General features: G+C 68.3%; 17 protein-coding genes, 1 tRNA gene and 1 pseudogene. 10 read left to right on the top strand and 9 right to left on the bottom strand.

The features are described 5' to 3' along the window. Window positions 1-88: 88 nt before the first annotated feature. On the bottom strand, window positions 89-337 hold the full coding sequence (locus HUG12_RS10725) for a DUF4242 domain-containing protein (RefSeq protein WP_179268767.1): 249 nt from the start codon (window positions 335-337) through the stop codon (window positions 89-91). Window positions 338-541: 204 nt separating this feature from the next. Continuing rightward, complete coding sequence (guaB, locus tag HUG12_RS10730; RefSeq protein WP_179268768.1) at window positions 542-2,038, bottom strand: IMP dehydrogenase; 1,497 nt, start codon at window positions 2,036-2,038, stop codon at window positions 542-544. Between the two features lie 304 nt (window positions 2,039-2,342). Here guaB and HUG12_RS10735 point away from each other — a divergent pair, with 304 nt between their 5' ends. From HUG12_RS10735 to HUG12_RS10750, 4 genes and pseudogenes are all read left to right on the top strand, one after another. After that, window positions 2,343-2,558, top strand: coding sequence for a hypothetical protein (locus tag HUG12_RS10735; RefSeq protein ID WP_179268769.1), 216 nt, complete (start codon window positions 2,343-2,345; stop codon window positions 2,556-2,558). Further along, window positions 2,559-3,581, top strand: coding sequence for a DUF5794 domain-containing protein (locus HUG12_RS10740; protein WP_179268770.1), 1,023 nt, complete (start codon window positions 2,559-2,561; stop codon window positions 3,579-3,581). A 106-nt stretch (window positions 3,582-3,687) separates the two neighbouring features. Further along, on the top strand, window positions 3,688-3,909 hold the full coding sequence (locus tag HUG12_RS10745; protein WP_179268771.1) for a DUF5795 family protein: 222 nt from the start codon (window positions 3,688-3,690) through the stop codon (window positions 3,907-3,909). Window positions 3,910-4,057: 148 nt separating this feature from the next. Further along, a pseudogene (locus HUG12_RS10750) lies at window positions 4,058-6,066 on the top strand (ATP-binding protein). A gap of 156 nt (window positions 6,067-6,222) precedes the next feature. Here HUG12_RS10750 and HUG12_RS22040 read toward each other — a convergent pair. Continuing rightward, window positions 6,223-6,603: a hypothetical protein gene (locus HUG12_RS22040; RefSeq protein WP_179268772.1), complete on the bottom strand. Its 381-nt coding sequence runs from the start codon at window positions 6,601-6,603 to the stop codon at window positions 6,223-6,225. A gap of 158 nt (window positions 6,604-6,761) precedes the next feature. On the opposite strand from HUG12_RS22040, the gene HUG12_RS10760 reads away from it, so the two are divergent. The 6 genes from HUG12_RS10760 (at window position 6,762) to HUG12_RS10785 (ending at window position 10,861) form a co-directional block, all read left to right on the top strand. Beyond that, window positions 6,762-6,940, top strand: a tRNA-Trp gene (locus HUG12_RS10760). Between the two features lie 76 nt (window positions 6,941-7,016). Continuing rightward, window positions 7,017-7,262 (top strand): hypothetical protein, encoded by a 246-nt coding sequence (locus tag HUG12_RS10765; RefSeq protein WP_179268773.1) that lies wholly within the window; start codon window positions 7,017-7,019, stop codon window positions 7,260-7,262. Between the two features lie 68 nt (window positions 7,263-7,330). Next, window positions 7,331-8,251: a DUF4326 domain-containing protein gene (locus HUG12_RS10770; RefSeq protein WP_218836299.1), complete on the top strand. Its 921-nt coding sequence runs from the start codon at window positions 7,331-7,333 to the stop codon at window positions 8,249-8,251. Continuing rightward, window positions 8,248-8,517: an RNA-binding protein gene (locus HUG12_RS10775; RefSeq protein ID WP_218836300.1), complete on the top strand. Its 270-nt coding sequence runs from the start codon at window positions 8,248-8,250 to the stop codon at window positions 8,515-8,517. The genes HUG12_RS10770 and HUG12_RS10775 overlap by 4 nt, the downstream gene beginning before the upstream one ends. Next, the gene (locus HUG12_RS10780) at window positions 8,514-9,023 is read left to right on the top strand and encodes a hypothetical protein (protein WP_179268775.1); all 510 of its coding nucleotides are present in this window, start codon (window positions 8,514-8,516) and stop codon (window positions 9,021-9,023) included. Before HUG12_RS10775 ends, HUG12_RS10780 begins: the two co-directional genes overlap by 4 nt. After that, the gene (locus HUG12_RS10785; protein ID WP_179268776.1) at window positions 9,020-10,861 is read left to right on the top strand and encodes a DUF7845 domain-containing protein; all 1,842 of its coding nucleotides are present in this window, start codon (window positions 9,020-9,022) and stop codon (window positions 10,859-10,861) included. Before HUG12_RS10780 ends, HUG12_RS10785 begins: the two co-directional genes overlap by 4 nt. 493 nt (window positions 10,862-11,354) lie before the next feature. Here HUG12_RS10785 and HUG12_RS10790 read toward each other — a convergent pair whose 3' ends face one another. From HUG12_RS10790 to HUG12_RS10815, 6 genes are all read right to left on the bottom strand, one after another. Then, complete coding sequence (locus HUG12_RS10790) at window positions 11,355-11,573, bottom strand: helix-hairpin-helix domain-containing protein (RefSeq protein WP_179268777.1); 219 nt, start codon at window positions 11,571-11,573, stop codon at window positions 11,355-11,357. A 184-nt stretch (window positions 11,574-11,757) separates the two neighbouring features. Continuing rightward, complete coding sequence (locus tag HUG12_RS10795; RefSeq protein ID WP_179268778.1) at window positions 11,758-12,066, bottom strand: hypothetical protein; 309 nt, start codon at window positions 12,064-12,066, stop codon at window positions 11,758-11,760. Then, window positions 12,063-12,359, bottom strand: coding sequence for a hypothetical protein (locus HUG12_RS10800; RefSeq protein WP_218836301.1), 297 nt, complete (start codon window positions 12,357-12,359; stop codon window positions 12,063-12,065). The genes HUG12_RS10795 and HUG12_RS10800 overlap by 4 nt, the downstream gene beginning before the upstream one ends. Beyond that, window positions 12,356-12,583, bottom strand: coding sequence for a hypothetical protein (locus tag HUG12_RS10805; RefSeq protein ID WP_179268779.1), 228 nt, complete (start codon window positions 12,581-12,583; stop codon window positions 12,356-12,358). Before HUG12_RS10805 ends, HUG12_RS10800 begins: the two co-directional genes overlap by 4 nt. Continuing rightward, window positions 12,580-15,438: a hypothetical protein gene (locus HUG12_RS10810; protein ID WP_179268780.1), complete on the bottom strand. Its 2,859-nt coding sequence runs from the start codon at window positions 15,436-15,438 to the stop codon at window positions 12,580-12,582. Before HUG12_RS10810 ends, HUG12_RS10805 begins: the two co-directional genes overlap by 4 nt. A 229-nt stretch (window positions 15,439-15,667) precedes the next feature. Next, entirely contained in the window at window positions 15,668-17,041 is a 1,374-nt protein-coding gene (locus HUG12_RS10815) for a hypothetical protein (RefSeq protein ID WP_179268781.1), read from the bottom strand. Window positions 17,042-17,046: the final 5 nt, after the last annotated feature.

Here is a 17,046-nt window from a genome sequence, read left to right on the forward strand (position 1 = left end):
GGCTCCGTGTGTACTCCACCTTTCACGGAGCGGTACTTATCAATATACCTCTTGGTCGCCGACCCCCTCCGCGGTCCGGACCGCGGGGTCAGTCCCCCTCCCTGACCTCGTGTATCTCGTCGGCGACGAGGCCGTGGGCCTCGCGGTGGACCGCCTCGCCGGCCTCCTTGTCGGGCGCCTCGAACAGGCAGAAGACGGCTCCCTGGTCGTCGTCGACCCAGTACTGCTGGTAGTTCACGCCGTGTTTCTCCTGGACCTCGAGGTCCTTCGCGTGGGCCCTGGCGACCTCGTCCGCACTCGCATCCACGTTCCGGTGTACGTCCATGTACAGAGGCATGTGTAACGATGGGGCTCCACGCAGGATAGCCGTGTTCACGCGATTGTTTCCTCGTACGGACTCCGCGCGGCCACGGCGGACGGGGCCGCCGGGGTGACTGGTCACCGTCGGGCGTCGGCCGGAGCGGTTCACTCGAGCACTCCGGTACCACTCCCCGTCCGGCGTGCCTCGTCCGCCTCGTCTGTGTCCCTCGTCCGCTCCGTCCTACTCTCCGGGCGTGTAGTTCGGCGCCTCGTCCGTGATGGTCACGTCGTGCGGGTGGCCCTCCGTCTGGCCGGCCTGCGAGACGCGGACGAACTCGGCGCGCTCCTTGAACGCCGGGATCGAGTCCGCGCCGACGTAGCCCATCCCCGAGCGCATCCCGCCGACGAGCTGGTGGAGCTCGGAGGCGAGGCTCCCCTTGTACGGCGTCGCCGCCTCCACGCCCTCGGGGACGAACTCCTCGTCCTCCTCGGCGTCCTTGAGGTAGCGGTCGCCGCCGCCCTCGCTCATCGCGCCGACCGAGCCCATGCCGCGGTACTGCTTGTAGCGCTTGCCGTTCATCGTGATGACCCGGCCGGGCGCCTCGTCGGTGCCCGCGAAGTAGGAGCCGAGCATCACCGCGTCCGCGCCGGCCGCGACGGCCTTGATGGCGTCGCCGGAGTAGCGGATGCCCCCGTCGGCGATGACCGGGACGTCGTGTTCGCTGGCCACGTCCGCGACCTGCGCGACCGCGGTGATCTGGGGCATGCCCGCCCCGGAGACGACGCGCGTGGTGCAGATGGAGCCGGGACCGATGCCGACCTTCAGCCCGTCCGCGAAGTCGACGGCGGCCTCGGCGGCCTCCCGCGTGCCGACGTTCCCGACGACCACGTCGGCGTCGACGCCGTCCTTGATGGCCCGCGCGGAGTCGAGGACGTTGAGGTTGTGCGCGTGCGCGCAGTCGATGAACAGCACGTCCGCCCCGGCGTCGTCGGCGGCGACCGCGCGCTCCTCCTCGAACGGGCCGACGGCGACGCCGACGACCAGCGCCCCGTCGCCGTCGCGGGCGGCGTCGCCGTGTTCGCGCCGCTGGAGGACGCCCTGCATCGTCACGAGGCCCACGAGGCGGTTCTCGTCGTCGACGACCGGGACGCGCTCGATCTTGTGGTCGTACATCAGTTCGAGCGCCTCGCGGGCGGTCACGTCCTCGTCGGCGGTGATGACCTCGTCGGTCATCGCCTCCCTGACCGCGTCGGACTCGCCCACCTCGAGGTACGGACGGATGTCCGTCCCCGAGATGATGCCGAGGACCGCGTCGTCGTCGTCGACGACGGGGGCGCCCGAGACGCCCTCGTGCTCCATCATCGCGTCGACCTCGCTGACCGTCTGGTCGGGCGCGGCGGTGACGACCTGCTCCCGCCGGATGACGAGTTCGTCGGCGCGCTTGACGCGCTCGACCTCCGCGGCCGTCTCCTCGACGGTCATGTTCCGGTGGAGCACGCCGAGGCCGCCCTCGCGGGCCATCTCGGCGGCGAGGTCGCTCTCGGTGACGGTGTCCATCGCCGCCGAGAGCACCGGGATGTTCAGTTCCACGTTCCGCGAGACGCGCGTGCCGACGTCCGCGTCGTCGGGTTCGACGCGGCTCTCCTTCGGCCGGAGCAGCACGTCGTCGAACGTCAGCGCCTCGGGCACCGCCAACTTCTCGGAGAAAGCCCCCTGGTCGGAAACGTCGTTCGCCATGTCATCGGTGGTCGTCGGGGTCCCAAAAGCGTTGCGAGGGCGGCCGCCCGCGTCACTTCGTGTCGGGGTTCCGGTCGAACTGCCGCCACCCCGGCTCACGTGGGGCTCCGATCGTCGAGGAACGCGTAACGTCGCCCTCGCAAAGGTTGCCCGAACCGACGCGCTGCGACGATGGAACGTCGACTATCACGGATAGAATCCGTGAGATAGTAGGAGGAGTACATAAATGTGGCCGTGGTTTCTCGTGTGCCGTGCGCCCCAATCCCACACAACGTTTATTGCCGGCTCGCGGCATCGTGGGTGTATGGACTCCGTGTCCCACTACGGTGAACGCACTGTCGGCCAGGCGAGCCTCGGCGACGCGCTCGCGACATTCTTCCGGCAGACGGCGAAACCGACGGTGGAACGCGGAGCGACGGGGTTCCGGTGGCCCTTCCGGTTCGGGTTCCGCTCGCACGCGCACGCGGACTCGCCCCATCGCCACCGCCGCGCCGTCGGTGAGGCGCACGGCCGTCGGTAGATGAGCACGTCCAGGCACCCGATCGCGCTCCGCCTCGAGCGGCACGTGGGCGGTGCCACGCGCCTGCTCGCGACCGTCATGGCGCTCCCGCTCGTGGACGGCATCTTCCCGGCGCTCGTCATCGCGGGGGCGCTCACGGTGCCGTTCGGCATCGTCGAGACGGGGCTGCTCATCTTCGGCGGATCGGCCACGATGGCGGTCGTGCTCGCCGAGATGGAAGGGACGCCCCGCGAGAAGGCGGTCTCCATCCTGTTGCTGGGGGCCGTCATCGTCCCGCTCGCGGTCGCGGAGGCCGCGCTGGCCCAGACCATCGAGAGCCTCCTCACGGAGACGTTCCACCGCTTCGCGGGGCTCGTCATCCTCGCCGTCGCGGCGAAGACGGCGAGCGCGCAGGTCGGCGAGTACCTCCCCCGGCCGGGCGCCATCATCCTGCTCGGTCTCGTCGCGAGTTTCGACCCGAACGGCGCCCAGCTAGGGGTGACGCTCGATCCCGGCCTGCTCGCCCGCGCGGCCGCCGCAGCGGGCGTCGGCGTCGGGTTCGCCCTCGCGGTCGCACTCGCGGGCGACCACCTGCGCGACAGGGTGGACATCGACCGCTTCCGCTTCGGCTCGGCGGTCGCGCTCGGCATGCTCGCGCTGTCGGTGCTCGGACTCCTCCCGACCGAACAACCCGTCGCGCTCGGGGTGCTCTGCGTGACTGCGGTGTTCTCGTACGACCCCGAGGCCGCCGGCGACCCCGCGTCGTCCGATGGGGTCGGGCCGGACGCGACGCCGGCGAACGCGGACGGCGAGTCCGACGCTCCCGCCTCGCGGGTCGGCGCGGACGGGGGTGGGGGCTCCGGCGACGCCGTCGGGTCGGCGCCCGCCGCCACGACGGCGGGCGGCGTCGACTCGGCCGGCACCGTCGACGTCGACGCCGAGGGGACGAACCCGACCGGCATCGACCCCGTGGACGGCGGCACGACCGCGGACGTGAACGAGGGCGAGAGCGACGACGGGCCGAACCGGGCCCCCTGGCTGTAGGTCCCCGGACCGTCCTCCGCTCGGGGTGACCGCCCCGTCGCCGGACGGCTCGACTCGCCACGGTAGCGACCGCGGGCTTTACTTCGGCCGACCGTCTTCGACGGACATGAGCAACCGCGTCGTCGAGGGCCGGATGGTCACGCCGGGAAAGCTCGCGGAGCTGATCGAGGGCGAACCGGCAATGGAGACCGAGGACATCGAGGACGCCGACCGGACGTGCCCGGACTGCGGCGGCGACGTCCTCTCGGTGGGGTACATGCCCTCCGTCACGGAGTTCGTCGTCGGCTACAAGTGCCAGGAGTGCCCCTGGAGCGAGACGGACCGCTGACCGAACCGTTCCGTCGGCCTCCCCTTTCACGGACGCCATCGGGGCGAATCGGCCGCGACGAGGAACCTGCTCCGTCGGCCGCTCGTCCGCTGTGACGGCGATTCGAAGAGAACAAGCCTTACGGCTGTGCTTCCACATGTGACGGCGTATGGCTTCGTCCGACGCGGAGGGGGAGGAACTCCGGTCGCGCATCCGCCAGCAGGAAGCCGTCGCCGAACTCATCCGGCGAGCGCTCGAGACCGATACGCTCGACGAACTGCTCCGCGACGCGGTCGTCACCGTCTCCGACACGTTGGACGTCGAGTACTGCCAGGTGATCGAGTTGCTGTCCGAGGAGGACGAGTTCGTCCTCCGCCAGGGTACCGGCTGGGCCGATGGCGCCGTCGGGGACGCCGTCGTACCCACGAGGGAGGAGTCACGGGCGGGATACTCGCTGCTCTCGGAGGAGCCGGTCATCGCCGACGACCTGCGCGAGGAGGACCGCTTCTCGGGCGATCGACTGCTGGTCGACCACGAGGTCGTCAGCGGGATCACCGTCGTCGTCGGTTCGGTGGAGTCGCCGTGGGGCGTGCTCGGAACGTTCACGTCCGAACGCCGGGAGTTCACGGAGAACGACGACAACTTCGTCCGGAGCGTCGCGAACGTCCTCGCGTCGACGGTCGACCGTTCGATGAAGGAGCGCCGGCTGCGAAACCGCGAGAAGCAACTACACCTCGCGACCGAGGCCGCCTCGATCGGCCTCTGGAGTTGGGACGTCCGGGAGGACCTCGTCACGGGGGACGAGTTCGTCGCGGAAACGTACGGCAAGGAGTCGGACGTGGCGACGGGAGGCGCATCGATGGAGACGTTCTTCGAACCGATCCACGAGGACGACGTCGAGGAGACGTGGGAACGGCTCCAGCGGGCGCTACGGACGGGCGAACTCGACGCCGAGTATCGGACCAGGGACGCGAACGGCGAGCTCACGTGGCTGGTGGCCCGGGGTGAGGTCGAGTTCGACGCCGCCGGCGAGCCCGTTCGGCTGTACGGCGCCGTCACCGACATCACCGAGCGCAAACGCCGCGAACGGGCGCTCGAGGAGAGGGAGAAGCGGTATCGGAACCTGTTCACGTCGATGTCCGAGGGGTACTGCGTCATCGAGCGGATGGGGGCTCCGGGGGAGCCGACCGACTTCCGCTACGTGGAGGCGAACTCGGCCTTCGAGGAACACACCGGCATCGAAAACGCGGTCGGGGAGACGCTCCGGGGCGTCGTTCCGAAGGACGTTCGAAAGTGGGTGGACACGTACGAGAGCGTCGTCCGGACCGGCGAACCGGTCTCGTTCGAACGCGGACTCGTGGCGCGGGGGCGGGTGCTGGAGTGTTACGCGTTCCCGGTCGGGGACGAGACGTCGGAGCTGGTCGGGGTGATGTTCACGGACGTCAGCGACCGGGTCGAGCGCGAACGTCGGTTGGAGGAACTGGTCGACGAGTTGGAGGAGTCGAACGAGCGCCTTGAGCAGTTCGCGTACGCCGCCTCCCACGACCTCCGGGAGCCCCTGCGGATGGTCTCGAGCTACCTCCAGTTGATCGAGCAACGGTACGCCGACGCGCTGGACGAGGACGGCGAGGAGTTCCTCGAATTCGCCGTCGACGGCGCCGACCGCATGCGGGGGATGATCGAGGGCCTGCTCCGGTACTCGCGCGTCGAATCGCGTGGCGACCCGTTCGAACCGGTGGACCTCGACGTGGTGCTCGACGACGTGTTGTCGGACCTCCGGATCCAGATCGGGGAGAGCGACGCCGAGATCACCGCCGACGAACTCCCCGCGTTCACGGCGACGAGAGACAGTTACGGCAGGTGTTCCAGAACCTGCTGGACAACGCCATCGTGTATTCCGGCGACGAACCGCCGCGGATCCACGTCACCGCCGAGCGCGACGGGTCTAGGTGGCTCGTCTCGGTACACGACCAGGGGATCGGCATCGATCCGTCGGATGGCGACCGCGTCTTCGAGGTGTTCCAGCGGCTTCACTCCCGAGGCGAACACGCCGGCACGGGGATCGGGCTCGCGCTCTGCCACCGGATCGTCCAGCGCCACGGGGGCGACATCTGGGTGGAGTCCGAACTCGGAGCGGGAGCGACGTTCTCGTTCACGCTTCCGGCCGAGAGCGACTGAACTCGGGAGCGCCCCTCCGTGGAGGGCGGTACGACCCGGTCCCGGACCAGGTGGTATCACCGATCGGTCCGAACGCTCCTCCCGGGTGGTGGCGCGCGCAACGTCGGATCGTGAACCCGTCCGGCGCGTTTCACCCCGCCGATCGTCGGGGCGGCGTCAGGGGGCGACGGTAGCTTCCCCGTACAGCGGTATCGTGATCAGGAGTAGCCCGACCGCGCAGAACGCAGCGAGGGCCGTCGCTCGCCAGCGTCCGGTCGACGGGTTCGACCGGACGGCGACTCCGGCGAGGCCGACGAGTGCGACCTGGACGGCGAACTCGAGGTAGGACGCGCCCAGTCCGAGGTCGCCTCGGAGGACCGACACCGTGAGAGCCGTCGAGAGGAGGGCGAGACCCGCCGCCACGCCCGTGATGGCCGTTCCGGGGCTCCGTGACCTGGCCACGAGCACGGCCAGGGCGCCGTTAGCCAGCGTCCGCGCTCCGACGATCAGCGCGAGAACGGCGGGGTTCGTCCACGTCGGAAAGAGCCACTCGAACACGTTGAAACGGCCCGTACGGGACCTATCAATCTTCCGCTCGGACTCGCCGTTCGTCGTACCCGCCGTAGCAACGCGGATCCGGTCACCGTTCGAGGGGTTCGGCGGGGCCGACCGAACCGAAATCCCTTTAGGCGAATCGGGGGAAGGAACGGACGCGAGGGGTCGTGGCCAAGCCCGGCATGGCGACTGACTCCAGAGGCAGACCGCCCGGTGACGAACTCCAGACTGATATACCGAGCGTCCGACTGATCATCGGCCGCGACGACGACCCTCTGGAGGACCGAGGCGCGACACCGGAGATATCAGTCGATCGGGGGTTCAAATCCCTCCGACCCCATTGCGATCTTAGCGCTAACTTATCATTCCCGAGAGATACCTCTCAAAGCTAAACAATCTCAGGGAGGTGAGGGTGCGTGACCCTCGGCGACCAGAACCGAGGTCGGCTCACGACCGAGGGCGTCGGCGAGTTCCGATGTCCCATCTGTCGCGCGCGGTGTACCGAATCGCAATCCTCGGACGTCCCCGGCGAGTTCGGCCACTATCCGGGCTGTCCTGAGCGCCCGGACCACCTCCCGAACGGGGGTAGCCACTACTTCAAGCCTGACGAGGAGGATATCGGCCGCGTTGCTGCCGACGGCGGCGAGGAGGTGGATCCGTGAGTCTCGACAAGTACGGCGTCACGTCCTGGCCGTCGCTTCGCGAGCTCAAGCGGGACGAGCACGGGGACGTGATCGACCCCGTCTCGGAGCTCCCGATCACACACTCCCGCGGGGAACTGGAAATCCCCGTCGTACGTCTCGCGGACGATGACCTCCGAGACGCGCTCCAGGAGGCAGGCGTCGAGACCGTTCGTTCACGAGGCTACGACAGTTCCTACAATGACCTTCTCGTACCTGAGACGGTCGGCGGCCCCTCCGCGAACGGATATTCGAGCCGGATGGTCGGCATTCTGGCCGAGATTAGCAATCGTAACCCGGTGTGGATTCCCGTCTACCGGGAGGACCTCGAGCCGGCAGAGGACGCGCTGGAGGCCGCACTCTCACCCGAGGCACTCGGTGACGGTGGCGGGTCCGCTGATATCCGTGGCACGACGCGTACTCCTGACGGGTCAGCGGGGCGACCCAACGGCGCCCGTGCGCGGAAGGAACGACTCGCCGAGCAGACCGGCGAACATCCGGAGGCGGCGATCCTCACGCGGCCCGCAGTAGTCGCTGAGTTGGGTCTCCCGACCGAGTACCCGGACGGTAGCCCCCGGTTCACGTACGTCGGACACACACAGTATGACAGCCCTGACGTGTACGCCGGCCGGCACGGCTCGGAGGGAGAGCACGACCTCGTCACGTCGGAGATCGGCGAGGCGGGATGGCTGGGGAATCCGTACCCGGTAGGCTCTCTCGGAACTCGCGAGGAGGTCGTCGAGGCGTTCCAAGCAGCACTGTGGACGCTCTTAGAGCGAAACGCCGAGCTCCGCCGGGCACTGTACGCGCGCTGTCGGGGTCGCGTCCTCGGCTGTTGGTGCCACCGTCTCGAGGAGACCGGGGACGAGGACGCCCCGCGCTGTCACGCCGACGTGATAGCCGAGACGGTCGATAAACACCTCCGCATCACCCCCGAGAGTGCCTGGAGTCGCGGAGGTGAAGACGAGTGACGTCCTGCGTACCGCGCATCTCCTCGCACGCCGAGGGCCGCTGGCTCGTCCGCTCCGCCGATTCCACTCTGGACCCGGCCGGCGCATGGCTCGACGCGAAGGAGATCCATCGTCACGGACTCGACGGCGACGAGGCGCGCTATCACCGCCCCTCGGATACGGTCCTGGTTCGGAAGGACGATACCCTCGTGACGGTGATCTCTCTAGAGAACGCGAAGTACAGCGTTCACGCCGCCGTCGCACACCTTCGAGGTGGTCAGTCGTGAGTTCAGGATGCGCCGAAGCGAACGAGATCGGCGAAGACCTGGAGCTTCGGATCACCGAGTCCGAATCCGCCCTCGAGCACGTTCCGAAGACGGAGACGTTCCGGTACGACGCGCGGACGACGACGCTCCTCGAGGGACGCCCCGAGCGTCCGCTGGCCGGCGTGCTTCTCTTGGAGGAAGGAACGCCGGTCGAAATCAAGACCACGCGTCCGTGGGTGAGGAACGGCGTAGGGCGGTGTCGCGGTCGATTCTACATCAAACAGCCGTCCCACGAGGTCCTCCTCGAAGCGGGCGGCGCCTACTACCTCGCCGTTTACGAACGGCGCCAGACGCCCTCCGGGCCCGAGGTGGAGATCGTCGCCGCCATCATCGTTCCCGCGAGTATCGTCGAGGAACTCCGTGGCTCCTGGTGCGAAACTGGCCGCGCTGACGGCCCGGTCGCGCGACTCTCGTGGACCGCGGTCCTCCGCGAGGATGACCTCGAGAGCGGGGTGGTCGTCGCATGAGTCTCGACGCCCCGACGCCCGCAGAACCGCCGACGGACAACGGTGGGCTCCTCCGGCTTGAGGGCATCACGACCACTACCGAGCAGCTGCCGGAGCCCACTCGCCACGGTGGGAACCTCCACGTCGTCCTGAACGACCAGTACCGGCCGGCTGCGGAGATCGAACACGATTCCGGCGATCGCGACCTACCCGACGGATCAGCATATCAGACCGCCCGCGCTCGGTGGTACGAGGCCGCGGACGCCGACGAAGTCCACACCGTCGAAACGCCGAAGGGATACGAGCGAGAGTACGTCGTTCTCGAGGACGAGTACGAACTCTTCGACGAGCCGGTCGCTGTCACGCTGAACTCGTCCAGGTGCGAACTCGGCCAGGTCACCAGCGCCGGGAACTTCCGCGCCTACTTCAAGTACAACCTCACGCTGAAACCACTGGACGACGACGGCGAGGTTCGCTGGTTCGGGACGCCGACCACGTCGCTGAACGTCACGATCCGCCCCCAGGACGCGGGGCTCGCCCGGAAGACCCAGGAGGAGGGAATCGTCCAGAAGTGGAGTCCGCCGTACGGGAGTGGCACGGAGATCAGAGCTCAGACGACTTGGGCGGAGAGTACCCAGGAGATTCAGGGCCGCATCGAGACGCTCCTGTACGACGTACTGGGCTACGAGTGGGACGACCTCGACGCTCAGAACGAGAGCCGAACGTTCTGGAAGAGCGAGGTCCACCACCGCGTCGCCGAGGAGGTCGCGCCGGAGATCGTCCACACGATGCGTCAGTCGGCGGAGCTCCTCGCTCGCCACGAGGCGGACCTCAAAGAGGAGACCGTCCACTCCGAGGGAACGTGGAAGATCGTGAAGCTTCGGACCGACGGCTGGGAGCAGCTCGGATTTCCGATCCTCCGCGGCCAGGACGTTCAGATAAAGCTCTACATGCCGGATGCGCCGGCCGAGTATCTCGAGTACCCGATGGACCAGCCGAAGGTCGAGGTCTCTCTCGAGGGCCGTCCGCGTGGCGGAGACGCCTATCACGTCGATCGGTGGGAGCAGATTACGCACGTCCTCGAGTCCATCCTCCTCTCTCACCTGAGATGGGCCGACGTCGGAACCGAGCACATCCTCCAGGACGACATGAGCTTGGGGCCGGCCGCGGATCTCCTCTCATGGGAGCATCCCGAGGGCCGTCGTGCGTGGCTTCGTGACCACTACGAGAGCCTCACGCCCCGCGTGTACGCCGAAGCTCGGAAGAGCCAGACGACGGCCGTGTACGACATCCTCCACAGTATCAAACGCCGCGACATCGCGACGTATGCGGAGATCGCCCAGGATGTCGGGCTCGTCGAGCGGACGGTCCGCGGCCACGTCGCCCGTCTCACGGGGACCGCGAAGGAGCCGGGTATCCTGAAGACGATTCCCGACGCGGTCACGTTCGTCACGTTCAGTGCCGAGTGGTGGGAGGACGATGCTCGCGAGGCTCTGGACCGCGTCTACCCGAACGACACGGCCGAGGACCGCTCCCGGCGCCGGCAGACGCGCGTCGAGGAACGCCTCTTGAAGCGGACGCTTGGTCTCACGCCCGCGTCCTCGAGCTCGTCCAGCGACGGCGAAAGCGAGGACGACCAGGTGCCCATCGTGGACGTCGACGACGACAGCGACCAGGAGGACGACAGGGACGATGACGATCGTGGTCGCGATGGCACACCGGACCAGCGTTGCTGGCGATACTTCCACGATGTCGACCTCGACGGCGCCCAGCTCGGGATCGCCCTCGACCGCGGGTACCTTCCGGAGGACCACGTCCGCGTCCGCATTGACGACTCGCCTCTGTTCAGCGGAGGCTGACGTCCGCCAGCGGCCGGTGTTCGCCGGCGATCGATAGCGCCAGCGCCGTCCTGTGACCCTTCTTTTCGCCGTCTCGTGGCGCGTTTCCTTCCTTGACTCATACATGTCTACACACAGAGGATCGTTGACCGCTCATTTCACTTCCACAAAGGTGTATGCGAAAGAGCTCCACCTAATTTCGACCAAATTTTCATCTAAATATCGGTAGGTTCACGGCTGCTGAGAAGCCCGACCGGCTCAGTGAACCCTCCAGAGACCGGCTCAATCCGGGTCCGGGTGGTATGGGGGTGTTCCGGGGTCCCTTACGATGAGTGCCCCTGGGGGGAAGAGAGAAAACGGCCGGAGCCATAACGGCTCCGGCCTGCCACACCGCACAACAGGGCCGAGCACGGCTGCTCACTGGGTCGAGAGACGCTCACGAAAGAAGCCCCCCACGTCAACAGTCAGGAAGGGACCTCTTCCGGAATTAGTTAGGTCGACGCCGAGACGTCCGCTATCGCGCCACCCGCTCCCGGATGCTCGCGGCCCGCTTCTCCCCGATGTCTGGCACGGCCTCGAGGTCATCGCGAGACGCACTCGCGAGGTCCGCCTCCGACTCGAACGCCTCCGCGACCGCCCAGGACCACTCAGACCCGATGCCCGACACGCACTCAACCACGCGCCGAAGCTCGTCGTTTCGCGGGTCGAGCACGACCTCGAGACGGCGCTCCATCTCCCTCTCCGAGATGTAGCCGCGCGAGTAGGTGAGCCGGATCTCTTCGGCGGTCTCTGGGTCCTCGAGTCGAGGTCACCGATCCACACCCGCAGGCCCGTCGGGAGCCGGTGCACGTAGCGGTCGAGGAGGAAGGTGCCGATCGCGATGACCCAGAACACCAACGCAAGTGATTCGAGGGCCGTCACGCCTCGACCCCCCGCTCGTCGACGTCCTCGACGAGCTCCTCGGTCGGCTCGACCACGGCCGCCCAGGCGTCCGCAACCGCGAGCCCGTGGTAGTGGCCGAGCAGGCCCGCCGGGACGCCCGAGACGATGAATAGCAGGCTCCCGCGGGCGCCCTCCAGCTGGGCCGACTCGAGGAGCAGCATCCCCGCGAGCGTGAACACGACCACCCAGGCGCTCAAGAAGTAGCCCAGGAACACGACCAGCGAGACCGCGGTGGCCGCCCGGCGCCGGAGGCGCGCCTCCCGCCGGGAGATGGACAGCGTCACGGGAGCACTCCGTCGAGCAGCGCCCGCCACTCGACTGCCTGGGTAGCCTGCCACAGCTCTTGTGTGCGACTCCCGTCCCAGTTCACGATGCCGACCAGCAGCGCCAGCAGGAGGACGCCAGCGGCCACCTGCAGGTCGTGCGTGGCCCGCGCGCCTGCCGAGACGGCCATGCCCCCGACCGTGCTTGCCTTCTGGGCGTATAGGAGGAACGCGAGCAGGAGCGCGACCACGGCCACGCTCACGCCCTGGAGCCCGAGCATCGCGAGCGCCTGGGCGAGGAGGTCGCGAATCACGCCGCGTCCCCTCCGATCGGGACGGGGTGACCCAGGAACGGCGGCCACCCAGGACGCCGCTCGCGACGGTCCTCGGTCGGCCACGTCCGCGCCGCCTTGTCGTGTGCCGAGAGCGGCGGGGGGTTCCAGTCGCCCTCGTCGTCCTCCTCGAGGGCCGCGATCGCCGAGTCGAGCGCCTCGAGCATGGCGGTCGCGACCTCGGCGACGAGCTCGAGGAGGCTCATCGCCGTCCCCCGAGGTCGAACGTCACTTCGGTCTCGGGCGTGGCGGCCTCCTCGCGGCGCGACTGCCACCACGAGAACACCGAGTAGCCCGCGATACCGAACGCGACCAGGCCGCCGAGCGGCACGATCTCCTCGACGCCCCCGGCGACCGCGCCCGAGACCGACCCGGGCCGGAGCACTTCGATCGAGAGCAGCGCCGACCCGGCGCTCACCGCACCGACGAGCATCCAGCGCGGCCGGCCCCGGACGCTCGAGCGGCCCGTGGCGGCGACCAGGAGCACGACCAGGAGGACCCAGCCACCGACGATCCCCGCATCCCGGAGCGTCGTCTCGGGCGGGTTCTGGGTCCACGAGCCGCCTCCGCCGATGCCCGTGCCGCCGCCACTACTGTCGTCGCTGGTCGCCCCGCGGATGCGGAACGTCTCCTCGCCGTCGGTCGCGCTGAACTCGACGGCCTCGGCGTCCGCGTCGCTTTTCTCGAGGACGCGGCCCCGCGAGACCGAATAGAGCTCGTACGACTCGCCGGAGGTGGCCCCGTAGTAGCGGAGGAGGACGTCGTCGCTCGAGCTCACTTCGCCGGGCCCGAGGGTGAACGTCGGGTCGTCCGGGTTGGCGACGTGCACCGAGACGTCGCCCGAGCTGGGCTCGGCCTCGAGCGGGATGGTCGTGACGCGGAACGTGTCGCCCTCCTGGGCGTTCGGGAGGTGGAGGTCCTGGTCACCGTCGGCGTCGATGACCACGTACTCGTCGGCCTCGCTCCAGCTCTCCTCGTACGTGTAGTGGACGCGGTCGCCCAGCCACGTCCCCGCGACCCCGATCTCAAAGCCGGTCGTGCGGAAGTCGAGCCGGACCTCGGAGTCGAGCGTCGAGTCGTCCGGCGTCGTCGGGTCGAGCACGGTGAGGTCGCCGTTCCGGACGTCGATCTTGTAGCCCGAGGCGTGGACGGCGACTGTGTCTCCCGCGTCCACTTTGCCATCGCCGTCGCCATCGTCGAGCTCGACCAGGAGCGTGGTCCCGTTCTGCAGCTCCCAGCGGTCGCTCGAGACCGACTCCCAGCTCCCCCCGTTCACACTGGTCTCGACCTCCCGAATCTCGTAGATGTGCGTGCTGAATGGGATGGTGAGCGTCGGTGTCTCTCGGTCGTCGGCGAACGTGTGTGAGACGTCATAGGACTCCTCCCAGCCGTTTGCAGCGTATTGAGTGGTCGCCTCCACCTGCGAGGAGTGCGAGTATTGCAGGTCGACCTGGGGGGTAGGGGCGTCCGCCGAAAGGGTGTCGTCGCCCACTTGGACGGTGACGGTGTTCGTCCCGTCCTGGAGCCACGACTCATCCCCCGTGTAGGTCACGGACTCCCCCTCCGCGAGCGTCCCCGAGTGCGACAGTGTCTCGTTGTTGATGGAAACGGCCGGGTCCCGCGTCTCGGTGTGCTCCTGGAGCGCCACGTCGACGTCCACCGTCCCGCCGCCCGAGACGGCCACGTCGAGCGAGTCCGACGACGTCGACAGGTCGAGCGCGCCCGAGGCCGTCTCACCGTCCTCGAGCGACCCGAACTCTGCCGACGACCCCGTCGCCGGGTCGGTGACTGTCGCGGAGTTGACGGGTTTCGCGATGCCGAGCGACACATCGGGATATGCAGACAGGCCAAGGGGCCCGCTCCCGTCGTTCGTAGTTATCCAGTCATCCGACGCGGACGTATCCGTCGCGATCCTGACCAAGTCCTCACTCCCGTCACCGTCGGTCGAATCGGTCACAAACTCCAGCGCATACGTCTCTCCCGCCACAACCGACGGGGACGAATCAAGTTGTATCTCTTGCTCGCCGGTCGACCACTCCGGAGACCACGTCGCGATTTTGTCCCCCTCCCGGGATGTCCAGTCGGGCCCCTCGTTCACGAGATACACGTCCACCGTCGGCCCGTAATCCGCCCCGGCCGTCGACTCGATATTAACCGTTAGCGAGTCTAACTCGCCCGAGGACGTCGGAACGACTTTCAACTCGGGATTTAGTGCGCCGTCCCCGGTGTCGCCCGCAAGGTCCGCATTGTCGCCCGCGTCGCCCGAACCGTCGTCGTCCACCGGATTGTAGGTGGACGACGGGACCGACGCCGTCAGCGTCACCTCGGGGTCGCCGTTTGCGGGGCCGGTCGGGTCAAGATCCCCCGCCACGTCGATCGACACGGTACCGCCGTCGGCCACGTCCGCCACGGACTCGTTATCCCACTCGGTTGCGGTCGAGCCCGTGAACGTCACGTTCGGCGCGGTCACCGCCTCGGGGTTGCCGAGGTCGTACGAGTAGCTCGAGCCGTCCTGTGCCGGTGTGGCCTCGATGACCGTCTCGCCCTCGAACGTCACCGTATTTGAACTGAACTTCGGAATCTCGAAGATGAGCAGCCCGTTCCGCGCCTCTACCTGGGAGGTCCATTCGGTCCCGTCCTCGTGGACGCCGTGGACGACTTTCGGCAGGTAGCCGACCGAGTCACGGATGGCGTCCGCCGGCACCGCGACCTCGCGCCCCTCGTGCTCGGTGTCGTCCCGGAAGACGAGCGCGACGCTCCCGCTGCCGACGACCGACCCGTTCGTGTAGTCGGTCGCCCGATCGGGCGTCGTCACCACGACCTCGAGGCTCGAGGCGTGGTCGGAGGCCATCACCGAGCCCTCGAGGTCGCTCGCGCGGAGCGAGGCGTTCTCGCCGACCGGGAGGTCCTCGTGGACGTTACTGTCCGGGAGCGTCACGAACCCGTCCGGCGGCGCCGTCGACGCGGCCGCCGTGTCGACGAGCGCGGCCGGCCCGATCGGCGCGCCGACCAGGAGCAGCGCCACCACGATCGTCGCGAACTGCCGGAGCCGCGCGCTCATCGCGCCACCTCCCGAACCGAGGGGTGGGGGGTTGACTGTATTCCCTTTTCCCCGCGCGGGCGCGTATGGCCTGGGAGCGCGTTCGTCGACGAATTGTCTGTCAGCGGCTCACAGAACGGCCAACCCGGCCAAATCCGGCCGGTCTGAGCGGTATCCTTTCCAGCGACACCCCCGGCCGTCCATTTCCGGGGGGTCGCCCCGATCGGGGCGCTCGAGGTCGTCGACGAGCTCACGCGCCGAGCACCTCCTGGACCTCGGGGAACCGGATGTGTAACTGGCCGGGTACTTTGAACTCTGCCGGGACGTCGCTCCAGGAGAACTCCGCGAAGTTCTGACTGTTCCACGAAAGCGCCTGGCCGAGCCGCATTCCCTGGGTATAGTTCCGCGCCATCGGCGCGTCGCCCATCCCGACGGTCTTCCCCGTCGGGTTGTCGGCGCCGGCGAGCGTGATTCGCCACCGCTGCTTCTTCCGCATGAGGTTGTGGAGGTCCTCGGGGTCGTGGCCGATGCCGTACAGCGAGAACTTGTTCCGCCGGGCGTCGACGTACTTGTCTCGGACGGCCGAGATGCGGTCGTGGAGCCGGTGGTAGTCGTTGCTCGCGTGCTCGGGCATCCAGTTCCCGATCTCGTCGGCGAGCAGCGAGACCCAGATAGGCGGGCCGTTGTCGATCTTGTCGACGACGTACGCGAACCACCACATCTCGGACGGGGTAACGTCCTCCGGCCCGAGCTCCTCGTCGGCCGCGACGTCCCAGGCGCTCGTGTGGCCGACCTCCTGAATCTCGTCGGCCTCCCGGAACGCCTGGGTGGCGCCCCTGAACCGGGGGTCCGGGTACACCACGTGGAACATGCCCTCCCGGAGCACCTCGTGGTTCAGCTCGCGAATCGACGAGTACCGGACGACCTCGTGAACCATGCGCTCGAGGTCGACCGGGATGGCGTCCATGTCGTCGCTCGGCGGCTCCAGGAGCGCCTCGACCTCGAGGTCCGCGGGGAGGCACAGTCGCGTCCAGGCCCGCAGCGGGAGCCACTCGGCCCGCGCCGACGAGCCGCGCCACACGACCGCGTCCGGGTTCACCTCGAGGTTCCGAATGACCGCGAGCGCGATGGCCATCGTCGACTTTCCCGAGCCTTTCGGGCCGAACGCGCCCCAGTCGGTGCCGCCGATCCGGAGGTCCTGGACGACGTCGGGCCGCTCGGCGAGCCACCGGAACAGCGCCCGGCGCTCCCGCGGGAGGTCGGTGAGGTCGTCGTGTTCGATCCGGAGCTTGTCCAGGTCGTCGAGATGAACCAGGTGGTCCAGGAACGCCCGCGGGTGGTGGATGATGGGATGGCTCCCGCCTTCGATGGCGGGGTGGTCCATCCGCTCGAGGTCCGCGAGGACGTTCGACCAGCACCGGAAGCCGAACGCCCGCCGCATGTTCTCGCCGACCGTGTGCCGGTTCTTCTCGCCCGTCAGCTGTCGCGTCTCGTCGAGCCCCGGGGCGGTCGCGCCCTCGAGGCGGGCTTTCAGGAGCTCGGGGTCCTGGACGACCTCGAGCATACTGTGCGCGTCGTGAGCGGCCGTCTCGGGCCGCCGGTTGATGGTGTCAGATTCGCTCATGATAG

Source organism: Halorarum salinum, assembly GCF_013402875.1.
Lineage (GTDB): Archaea > Halobacteriota > Halobacteria > Halobacteriales > Haloferacaceae > Halorarum > Halorarum salinum.

What these genes read in the sequence shown, in the direction of transcription:
- HUG12_RS10745 (WP_179268771.1), top strand. Translation starts at nt 3,688, where the DNA reads ATGAGCAACCGCGTCGTCGAGGGCCGGATGGTCACGCCGGGAAAGCTC.
- HUG12_RS10805 (WP_179268779.1), bottom strand. Translation starts at nt 12,583, where the DNA reads ATGAGCCTCCTCGAGCTCGTCGCCGAGGTCGCGACCGCCATGCTCGAG.
- HUG12_RS10740 (WP_179268770.1), top strand. Translation starts at nt 2,559, where the DNA reads ATGAGCACGTCCAGGCACCCGATCGCGCTCCGCCTCGAGCGGCACGTG.
- HUG12_RS10735 (WP_179268769.1), top strand. Translation starts at nt 2,343, where the DNA reads ATGGACTCCGTGTCCCACTACGGTGAACGCACTGTCGGCCAGGCGAGC.
- HUG12_RS10785 (WP_179268776.1), top strand. Translation starts at nt 9,020, where the DNA reads ATGAGTCTCGACGCCCCGACGCCCGCAGAACCGCCGACGGACAACGGT.
- HUG12_RS10810 (WP_179268780.1), bottom strand. Translation starts at nt 15,438, where the DNA reads ATGAGCGCGCGGCTCCGGCAGTTCGCGACGATCGTGGTGGCGCTGCTC.
- guaB (WP_179268768.1), bottom strand. Translation starts at nt 2,038, where the DNA reads ATGGCGAACGACGTTTCCGACCAGGGGGCTTTCTCCGAGAAGTTGGCG.
- HUG12_RS10815 (WP_179268781.1), bottom strand. Translation starts at nt 17,041, where the DNA reads ATGAGCGAATCTGACACCATCAACCGGCGGCCCGAGACGGCCGCTCAC.
- HUG12_RS10790 (WP_179268777.1), bottom strand. Translation starts at nt 11,573, where the DNA reads ATGGAGCGCCGTCTCGAGGTCGTGCTCGACCCGCGAAACGACGAGCTT.
- HUG12_RS10725 (WP_179268767.1), bottom strand. Translation starts at nt 337, where the DNA reads ATGCCTCTGTACATGGACGTACACCGGAACGTGGATGCGAGTGCGGAC.